Origin of the sequence: Actinobacillus vicugnae, assembly GCF_901687125.1 — a bacterium.
Classification (GTDB): domain Bacteria; phylum Pseudomonadota; class Gammaproteobacteria; order Enterobacterales; family Pasteurellaceae; genus Actinobacillus; species Actinobacillus vicugnae.
In genome coordinates this window covers 30830-39772 of the sequence record NZ_CABFJY010000014.1, presented here as the reverse complement: position 1 = coordinate 39772, position 8943 = coordinate 30830, and the positions used below count along the sequence as shown (strand labels likewise).

General features: G+C 40.6%; 14 protein-coding genes and 1 pseudogene. 4 read left to right on the top strand and 11 right to left on the bottom strand.

What is annotated here, in order from left to right; all coding sequences use genetic code 11:
* Positions 1 to 78 (bottom strand): annotated as a pseudogene (locus F8M47_RS12235) (transposase); the annotation flags it as partial.
* A 150-nt stretch (positions 79 to 228) separates the two neighbouring features.
* On the opposite strand from F8M47_RS12235, the gene ytfE reads away from it, so the two are divergent.
* On the top strand, positions 229 to 903 hold the full coding sequence (gene ytfE / locus F8M47_RS04885; RefSeq protein WP_150539062.1) for an iron-sulfur cluster repair protein YtfE: 675 nt from the start codon (positions 229 to 231) through the stop codon (positions 901 to 903).
* A gap of 69 nt (positions 904 to 972) precedes the next feature.
* Here ytfE and F8M47_RS04880 read toward each other — a convergent pair whose 3' ends face one another.
* Entirely contained in the window at positions 973 to 1281 is a 309-nt protein-coding gene (locus F8M47_RS04880; protein ID WP_150539061.1) for a DMT family transporter, read from the bottom strand.
* Between the two features lie 88 nt (positions 1282 to 1369).
* Entirely contained in the window at positions 1370 to 1660 is a 291-nt protein-coding gene (locus F8M47_RS04875; RefSeq protein WP_150539060.1) for a YfcZ/YiiS family protein, read from the bottom strand.
* A gap of 203 nt (positions 1661 to 1863) precedes the next feature.
* On the opposite strand from F8M47_RS04875, the gene F8M47_RS04870 reads away from it, so the two are divergent.
* From F8M47_RS04870 to F8M47_RS04860, 3 genes are read left to right on the top strand one after another with little or no spacing between them, the layout of a single operon-like run.
* A complete protein-coding gene (locus F8M47_RS04870; RefSeq protein WP_150539059.1) occupies positions 1864 to 2172 on the top strand; it encodes a helix-turn-helix domain-containing protein in 309 nt (102 codons plus the stop codon).
* Entirely contained in the window at positions 2160 to 2477 is a 318-nt protein-coding gene (locus F8M47_RS04865; protein WP_150539058.1) for a HipA N-terminal domain-containing protein, read from the top strand. The genes F8M47_RS04870 and F8M47_RS04865 overlap by 13 nt, the downstream gene beginning before the upstream one ends.
* Positions 2477 to 3508, top strand: a complete 1032-nt coding sequence (locus F8M47_RS04860) for a type II toxin-antitoxin system HipA family toxin (protein WP_150539057.1) — start codon at positions 2477 to 2479, stop codon at positions 3506 to 3508. Before F8M47_RS04865 ends, F8M47_RS04860 begins: the two co-directional genes overlap by 1 nt.
* A gap of 43 nt (positions 3509 to 3551) precedes the next feature.
* Here the strand turns inward: F8M47_RS04860 and F8M47_RS04855 are convergent, their stop codons facing one another.
* From F8M47_RS04855 to F8M47_RS04820, 8 genes are all read right to left on the bottom strand, one after another.
* Positions 3552 to 4184, bottom strand: a complete 633-nt coding sequence (locus tag F8M47_RS04855) for a tellurite resistance TerB family protein (protein ID WP_150539056.1) — start codon at positions 4182 to 4184, stop codon at positions 3552 to 3554.
* Positions 4185 to 4377: 193 nt separating this feature from the next.
* Positions 4378 to 4662, bottom strand: coding sequence for a putative quinol monooxygenase (locus tag F8M47_RS04850; protein ID WP_150539055.1), 285 nt, complete (start codon positions 4660 to 4662; stop codon positions 4378 to 4380).
* Between the two features lie 15 nt (positions 4663 to 4677).
* A complete protein-coding gene (locus tag F8M47_RS04845; protein WP_150539054.1) occupies positions 4678 to 5496 on the bottom strand; it encodes an urease accessory protein UreD in 819 nt (272 codons plus the stop codon).
* A gap of 186 nt (positions 5497 to 5682) precedes the next feature.
* Positions 5683 to 6318 (bottom strand): urease accessory protein UreG, encoded by a 636-nt coding sequence (gene ureG / locus F8M47_RS04840; protein ID WP_150539053.1) that lies wholly within the window; start codon positions 6316 to 6318, stop codon positions 5683 to 5685.
* 164 nt (positions 6319 to 6482) lie between these two features.
* On the bottom strand, positions 6483 to 6677 hold the full coding sequence (locus tag F8M47_RS12230; protein ID WP_244298067.1) for a hypothetical protein: 195 nt from the start codon (positions 6675 to 6677) through the stop codon (positions 6483 to 6485).
* Positions 6678 to 6898: 221 nt separating this feature from the next.
* Positions 6899 to 7594, bottom strand: coding sequence for an urease accessory protein UreF (locus F8M47_RS04830; protein ID WP_150539052.1), 696 nt, complete (start codon positions 7592 to 7594; stop codon positions 6899 to 6901).
* Complete coding sequence (gene ureE, locus F8M47_RS04825; RefSeq protein ID WP_150539051.1) at positions 7579 to 8136, bottom strand: urease accessory protein UreE; 558 nt, start codon at positions 8134 to 8136, stop codon at positions 7579 to 7581. The genes F8M47_RS04830 and ureE overlap by 16 nt, the downstream gene beginning before the upstream one ends.
* A 121-nt stretch (positions 8137 to 8257) precedes the next feature.
* On the bottom strand, positions 8258 to 8875 hold the full coding sequence (locus F8M47_RS04820; protein ID WP_150539050.1) for a glutathione S-transferase: 618 nt from the start codon (positions 8873 to 8875) through the stop codon (positions 8258 to 8260).
* Positions 8876 to 8943 lie beyond the last annotated feature (68 nt).

Sequence of the window (8943 nt, the reverse complement as noted above, 5' to 3'; positions counted from 1 at the left end):
AGCGACCTCACGAATACCCAAATCCTGTTCGGTCACTTGTTTGATAATGTTTAAACGAAATTGATAAGAATAAGACATAATCTGCACCTCAAATTAGGTGTCCAGGTTTTGGGGTGCAGATCATTTTGATTTAAGTCTAATTGCTACCCCATCTTGATTATAGAGCTACCTTTACACCAAACTTATAATTCCTACTAATTTACTCAACTATATTATTAGGAGTTCGTTATGACATATCGTAATCTTTCACTCGGCGACATTGCCGCACAATTACCTCGTTCAACTGTATTATTTTTAAAGCTGGGTTTAGATTTTTGTTGTGGTGGAAAGCAAACACTTGCAGCGGCTGCAGCGGAAAAAGGATTAGATGTTGAAGTGATTGAAGCTTCATTAGCCGTATTAGCAGAGCAACCTGCCGAAGCAAACAACGACTGGCGTAGCGCACCGCTTGGCGAAATTATTGATTTTATTATTCCTCGCTTTCACGATAAACACCGTAGTCAATTACCAACCTTAATTGAATTAGCGCAAAAAGTGGAAAACGTGCACGCAGACAGCGCCGATTGTCCGAAAGGTTTAGCCGATATTTTGCATAAAGTTTATCAAGATTTAGTGCATCATATGATGAAAGAAGAACAAATTCTGTTCCCACTGATTAAATCAGGTAGAGGCACCATGGCGGCAGCCCCCATTTCCGTGATGGAAGCAGAACACGATGAAGCGGACAATGATTTGGAAGATATGAAAAAGCTTACCCACAATTTCACGCCACCAACAGGCGCGTGCAATTCATGGCAGACCCTATATCGAGGCTTAAACGAATTTACCAGCGATTTAATGGAACACGTTCATTTAGAGAATAATATCCTCTTCCCTCGCGCCTTAGCAGGCGATCAGCCATAAAAAACAAGCGGTTGATTTTTGAAAGAAATTTGCAGAATCCTTCGAAAAATCAACCGCTTATTTATCTATTTAGACAGAAGCTTTGGAGAAAAGATTAATCACCAAGACGCCTGCGAGAATCAGGCCGATGCCGATAAAACCTGCAAAATCGAGCTTTTGCCCAAAAGCAAAATACGCTACAATCGCGGTTAATACAATCCCCACGCCAGACCATACCGCATAAACAATCCCAATAGGTAATGTTTTAGTGATGATCGAGAGCAAATAAAGCGCTACCACAGTTGGCAATGGTTTAGTAAAACCATCGCTTGCTTTAATGCAATTACTACCAATCACTTCAATCACAATCGCAAAGCCTAATAAAAACCAAGCATTCATCAATTTCTCCGAAAATAAAAGCGGTCGGATTTCACTAAAATTTTTGCAAATTTTCAGCAAAACCCAACCGCTTATCACATTAAATAAATTAGATCGTACGCGTTCCTAATTGGAAAATCACCACTTCTGCTTGGCAGCTAAAACGGAAATTCGCCTCCAGTAAAAAACCACCTTCTATCGCTTTAATTTCGCTGGTAATTTCACACGGTTCACTTTCGGTATCACGTGCTTTTTGGGTTAATTTTACTAGCGCTTGTTCCGCTTCTGCTTGGGTTTCATACACTTTCTCAAATTTCGCATCACGTTCACTGTTATCAATAATTGAGCCAACATCAAAAGTGTTACAACCAACACATTCAATAGGTTTATCTGATTTCATAAAATCCCCTATAAATTCTAAGTTAATCATATTAATACTTTAATACTAAACACATTGTTAAGCAACACACTTGAATCATCATATATGAACTATAAATACATAATATTATTCATTATAGATTAAAAAAGATCTTTATTTTATCAAAAAACTCAAATATGATACTTTTAGTATGATTTTAAACAAAAATGGTTTACATATAATCTATGACAAATATAAATCTATTATTAGAAGAACAAATTGATGCCTTAAAAACATTACAAAAACAGCTACTTAAGCACGAACAAGCACAAAAACAGCAATTGATTGCAGGAAAAATCGAAGATTTAACCGCTTTCGGGCAATTGCTTAATCAAAAACGCAAAGCGTTAAATATTGATTTATACACATTGGAATTACAAACTAATGTTTCATCATCTACATTAAAACGTTTGTTTCAAGATCCGAGTCAAGTAAGATTTTCCACCGTATTATTAGTTGCCAATACATTAGGAGTATCACTATGCGCAGTATAAAACGCTCGGCAAAAGTGTTTTTATATGATGAACCAGTCGGGCAAATTTACCAAGATGAGAGGGGTTTTCACTTTTTTTACTTTAAGAATTATGTCGGCATTCCGCTTTCATTAAGTTTACCTGTTGCACAGCAAAGCTTTCACTCAGAGCAATTGTTCCCTTATTTTGCCTCACTGATTCCCGAAGGCTGGCTTAAAGCGAAATATAGTGTCTTACAGAAAATTGATGAACAAGATCAATTCGGGATACTACTCAATAATGGAGAAAATATGCTCGGTGCGATAACGATTAAACGGGAGGAATAATGTTAAATTGTAGAATTTTACTCATACCATTAACAGATAAAGAACCAACCTTAGGCTATAGCTTAAAAGGTCTGAACTACTTAACGGGGCAATCCGATTTCTCTCCCATCTTACCGTTCACTCGTCAAGATTTCAGTACATTAGAACCTCGTAAACAGCAGGGCATGAGTATTTCAGGTTATCAGCCTAAGTTGCAATTGGTCATTCACGAAAAACAATTTCAGACGATTGCACAACAAGGTAGTTATATTTTAAAACCCTCGCCCGATGACTACCCATTTTTAGCTGAAAATGAACACGCCACTATGCGACTGATGGAAAAATTAGGATTTCACGTGCCGAAAAATGGGCTCATTCCATTTCAGTCGGAATCAGAACAAGCTGAATATGCTTTTGTCGTTAAGCGTTTTGATCGCACGGATGATAATAAGCCTATCCATCAAGAACAGTTAGATGGCGCAATGAACATAACGGAAAAATATGGCAAAACAAGTAATGATAACGAGCAATATGTGAGCTATGAACAAGCGGTCAAATTTATTTTGCAACATACGGAAAATAATCTTGCTCAACAACAAGAACTATTTCGCCGTATAGTCTATGCTTATTTACTCGGCAATAACGACTTACATTTACGTAATTTCTCGTTGATTTATAGCAAAACAGGCAAAGCTGAATTAGCGCCTATTTATGATTACGTTTCCGTTGTGCCTTATAAAGCGGTGTTTGAAAGCGCGATTTTAGCATTACCATTATTGGCAAAAGAGGAAGGCGGAAAAGCATTAGCACATGGTTTTGAAACCCAATATGGCGAATATATCGGGCAGGATTTTATTGAGTTTGGCGAGCAAATCGGGCTAAACCGACGGGTCATTGAGCGAATATTGCTGCCGCAATTGCTAAAAGAACAAGAGATTGTAGAAGCCGTTTACCAAGCTTCGTTTATGCCGTTAGCTGATCAAGAACTCGTGTTACAAAACTATCGAAAACGCTTGGCACTTCTGCAAATTGTGGATGAACCAAAACTATAACTAAAAAGCCTTTAAGTCGAAACTTAAAGGCTTTTACCATTCTTTAGAACCCTGCTTGCTGTTCTAACTGTTCTACTAATGCATCGTCTAAACCAAGCGCTTCTGCAAGATCTGCTAAGAATACAATTTCTTTGCGGGCTAAATCTGCACACACTACACGAGCAGCTAAATAAACTTGTGCAGCTAATGCTGGGTTGTTGCCCACTTGAGCGGTAATTTGCTCTGCACTTGCAGGCTGATACATCGCTTGTTCAAGCCATTGTTGAATTTCAGGATCTTGTCCCGCTTCACCTAAAATAGCTTGTCTTTCTTCATCAGAAATCACACCGTCCGCTGCTGCAGCTGCGATCATCGCTTGTAAAATCACTTGACTGCTTGCCTGTTGATTTTGTTCTGTTACCGCAAACTTTTCTTCGCTTACAGGAGTAACTTGCGTTTGGTTTTGCTGATATTTTTGATACGCCTGATAAGCAAGGCTACCAATAGCCGCCAGCGACCCCAATTTTGCTAAGCTCGAACCGCCGTTACGACCAAAAATCATCGAAAGAATCCCAATTGCAGCAGCGCCACCACCGATTTTTACCACTTTATCGCTCGGTGTGTTGCCGTTCATCGCACTTTTCGCAGATTCCTGCGCTACGCTTAACACTTGATTTAAAATTTTGCTGAAATCCATAGGGTTTCTCCAATAAGATTGAGGGTAAATGCACTTATCGAAATAAGTGCCTATTCGTACGCCAAATTAGCAATAAGTTCCCTCGCTTGCCAATCAAATTTACCTATCATTAAAAAAGTAAGCGGTCAAAATCCCCTCATTTTTGCAAAATGTTAGAGAAATTTGACCGCTTGTGATTTGTACAATTTAGCCATTAAAGTAAATCAACGACATTGATCTCAATCGGCTGACTTAATAGCTCACTAAACTGAGCGCCTGCCTCAATAAAATGCGTTTGTTGGGCGTGCAATGCCAAATCGGCTTGTGATTGCCATTGCTCGACAAACGTATAAACATTTGACTGCCCCTGCACAGCCCCACAACCATAAGAAATACAACCTTGGTCGTTTAGCGAAGCACTGATTAATGATTTTGCCAACGCTTCAAACTGTGTGATTTTATCCGCTTTGACATAACATACTGCATAAACTGCTATCATAATAGCTCTCCTAAATTAAAATGACTCAATGACAGAATGCGTTTTGAGCTGTTGCCCAATCCGCTCAAATAATTGTTGAATGCTATCGGCACGATGTGCCAACACACGCACCATCAGTCCACCTTCATTCAATTGCGAAACACCCGCCAACATATTTTGTTGCTCGGCAAGTAGCGTCTGTAATTCAAGCACCAACACCTTAATTTCAATTGCATTTTTCGCCAAATTTAAATAGGTCAGTGAACCTTGATGAGAAAAATCTTCCATTTGGCTTAACGAAGTTAACGCCATTTGGGCGGGTAACCACTGAATACGATCACTGACAAGCGGTCGATTTTGGTGCGAAATCCGCAAATAAGACGCAAAATGACGGAAGGCAAACCGCTCACCGTTCAGCACTCGCCCAATCGCCACAATTTCGCCATAAATCAGCTCCGCATTCTCGTCCATTTCAATTTCAGTGGTCTGTTTAAAACTACTATCTTTGTGCAATACTAACGGGTGTGGCAAGTAAAACAAGCGGCTATTTTTGCCCAATTTTATGCAGGTTTTCTGGGTAGCATAATCGCCCTTGTTCATTGATTGCACTCGGGTAAACGCCTGTGTCAGCAACGAAAGCGCCGTGTTATCGGCAATCTCAATGTCGATTTCCAACTGATCGCCCGCTAATAAACCGGGCGAAGACGACATTTGCATCGCATTAAGCGCATTCGTCCAATGCGAATCAAGGTTCGGTAAAGTCATCACCTTAAACGGCGACGAAGCAAAATAACGATCAAGCTGGGTTTTAGCTTGGGTGGTGAGTTTGGTTGAAAGAAGTAATTTACTTTGCATTTTAAGACTTTTTCAAATCTCCCCCTGCCCCTCTTTGCTAAAGAGGGGAGCGGTTTTGTGGAAGAATAGAGATCGCAAAATTTCCCTACATTGTCCCCCTCTTTAGCAAAAAGGGGTTAAGGGAGATTTATGCAATGTCCAAGCGGTTAATTTTGCCTCATTTTTGCGAAGCCGAGATCTATATGATTAACGTACCAACGCTGCTGGTTCTTCGCTGTTTTTCAACAGTGCATATTTTTCAATCCAGCCGATCACACCATCAAGGTTTTCGTTTTTCATTAAGTTAGTGAAAATAAATGGTTGACCGTTACGCATACGGCGTGCATCGCGTTCCATAACACTTAAATCTGCACCAACAAATGGGGCAAGATCGGTTTTGTTAATCACCAAAAGGTCTGAACGTGTGATGCCTGGTCCGCCTTTGCGTGGGATTTTTTCACCCTGTGCTACATCAATCACAAAAATAGTAATGTCCGCTAAATCAGGGCTGAAGGTTGCTGACAAGTTATCGCCACCTGACTCAATAAAAATCAGTTCTACTTCTGGGAAACGAGCCACCATTTCATCCACCGCTTCAAGGTTCATCGACGCATCTTCACGAATCGCCGTATGCGGACAACCGCCCGTTTCTACCCCCATAATACGCTCTGGCGGCAACAAGCTGTTTTTGGTTAAAAACTCTGCATCTTCCTGTGTGTAGATGTCATTGGTGATCACCGCCACGCTATAACGGCTTGCAATTTCACGGGTTAAACGCTCGATTAATGCGGTTTTCCCCGCTCCCACAGGGCCTGCCACCCCGATTTTGATATATTTACGCATTGATTTTCCTATTTATCACAAATGAATTAATGTAGGGGCGAACTGCGTTCGCCCTATCTATTTAATGGTTATCCTTATGAAATTAGGTTGAAATATAAAATCTATCTTGCTCCCATAAAATCGGATTATTTTGTATATATTCAAAAATAGTTAAATATGATTTTTCATCCCAAATTAATATGTTCATAAAAATTACGTTGCCACACAGAAAAACCAATTTGACTGCTTACTGCTGATTTATAACCACGGATAATCGAATTCAAATCATTTGTGGGGCAGCGAAATTTAGCTACATAGTTTTCATTATTAGGTTTAAGTTGCTCAATAATTTTAATCATTCCGTGAATGTGGTTTGGCATTACTACAAAATTATCCAATTCAATATTTTCTCTTTTATCAAGCGGGTTAAACCATTCTTAATGAGCAATTTCACCCTGATGATTTAAATACATTTTTCCATTTTCAATTTCGCCAAATAACGGCATTCTATCTTTGCAACAAATTGTAATGAAATAATATCCCACAGAGGCATAGTCATAATATTTCAACTTTAAGTTAGACACAGTTGCGACAATTTTCATCACGACATATAAAGCCGTGTATAAAGTTGTTCGTGTTGCATTGAGCGAATATCGCTTGCCAGCGTTGCGGTGCCAAGCCATTCTGGGTCGGGATTGAGGCTATTTTCGACCGCTTGAGCAATAGACTTTCGCAATGCGAATAAAATATCTTGCCCGTCCATCTGGCTAAGAGGTACGAGTTTCACACCATTGGTCACACCCCCCACTGCTGCATTATAGTAAAACGCATACAGGCTTTCCGCTTTGTCGAGGTGCATTGCCTGTGCCACCATCGCAAATACAATCGGAAAATAGCCCTGACAACGCTTTTCGCTGATCGCTCGCTGAAATTCCACCAGCAATGGATGGTTTTCATAACGAATAAAAATTTTCAGCAACCGAACGCCCAATTTATAACTGCCTTCTCGGCTTTCTCGGGCAATTTTTGTCGCCGCCAGTTCTTGATCGAGCGCCAACAAGCGGTCTAAATCGTGGTTCGCCATTGCCTCAAACGCCAACGATAAATACGCCCCGTCGTTGTAAATCCAGTTCTGCATCAGTTGCGTTTGCACATATTCTTCAAGGCTGGCTCGGCTGTTTACTTTGCCCTGCTGCACAAAGGTTTCCAAACCATTCGAATGGTTGAACCCCCCAATCGGCAAAGTCGGATCAACAAGGTGTAACAATGCGCCTAATTGAGTTAGTGCTTGTGCCAATTTCCGTCTCCGTGATGATGATAGCCATGATGATCATGCGAATGGCTGTGAGAATGCCCGTGACCTTGCGCTGAGTTGGCACGCAACGCTTGACTTAAACGGCGTTCTGCTTTTTGTGGAGCAAATCCCGCCGCTTGTAACCATTCAAACATCGGTTTGTCATAAGGGAGTGTCACTTCATCGCCGTCCAAAAACAGCGGTGAATGCTTGTTACCGATTTCATAGCAAGCACGTGCCATTTCAGGCAAAGTTTTCGGCGAAAGCACAATCACTTCAGACGGTAGAATTTCAATCGCTAACACAAATTCATCGCTAATAAACACCACATCATCATGTTTTAAGCGTTGTCCTTCTTTAAGCAAACGGAACGCTACTTCACGTCCTGTTTGGCTTTTTTTGCGCAAAATATTCCGCTCACTCTCAAACCATTCAAGCGAAACATAATCAATTTTTTGGGTGGTAATCTGACCGCTTTTTTGTAGCTCAGTCAGATTGCCTAAAATGTCTTCCATTACTGGAAGGATTGGGTTAATTATTTGCATTTTATTTCCTTTGCCCCGTACTTGCGTATGGAGTTACGAATTATAAAGTTGCTCTGCAACCACTTTGTTATTGCTCGCAGAACGACAGCACGATACTTAACGATGTACGTTAGTGCGTAAGCTATGCGCTCGGCTTGGTGTCCGCCAACACCTCATATTTTTCATTCATCCGCTCTGCCCAAGCGGTCAGATTCGGGTGATTTTTTGCAAGATCGTAACCCAATTTTTCCGCTCGGAATTGCCACCAGTCGATTAAACAAACTGCCGTGATAGTGCCGATATTCAGTTCGTTACCAAATTCTTCGAGTGTTTGTTCAAGTTGAGCAAAACTGTTGATATTGCGTGCCATCAGCTGTTGATGACGGGTTATCCACCACTCAGTTTCTGGGCGAAGCATTTTTTCGGCAACCATTGGCATCGTGTTTTCCATAATACCATCGGCTAAATTATGTAATGCTAAGGTATTCCAGCGAACTTTGCCCGTTTCAGGCACTAAGCGATCGTTCGAGCCTTTTTGATCGAGGTATTCTGCAATTAACAAACTACCAAATAACCAACGTCCACAATTGCGCTGTAATGCAGGTACACGCCCAAGTGGATTGTCTTTATTGTGTGGTGAATTTGGGTCGAATGAGGAACTAATGCGCAACATTTCAACCTTTTCTTCTAATTGGTGATGTTTGATCACCGCAATAACTTTACGCACAAATGGGCTGGTGGTTGAGTACCAAAGTTTCATAAATTCTCCTTAAAAACCTAGTACGAGCTGTACTAGGTTTATTAACTTAAGCCGCTTTTCGACTATTT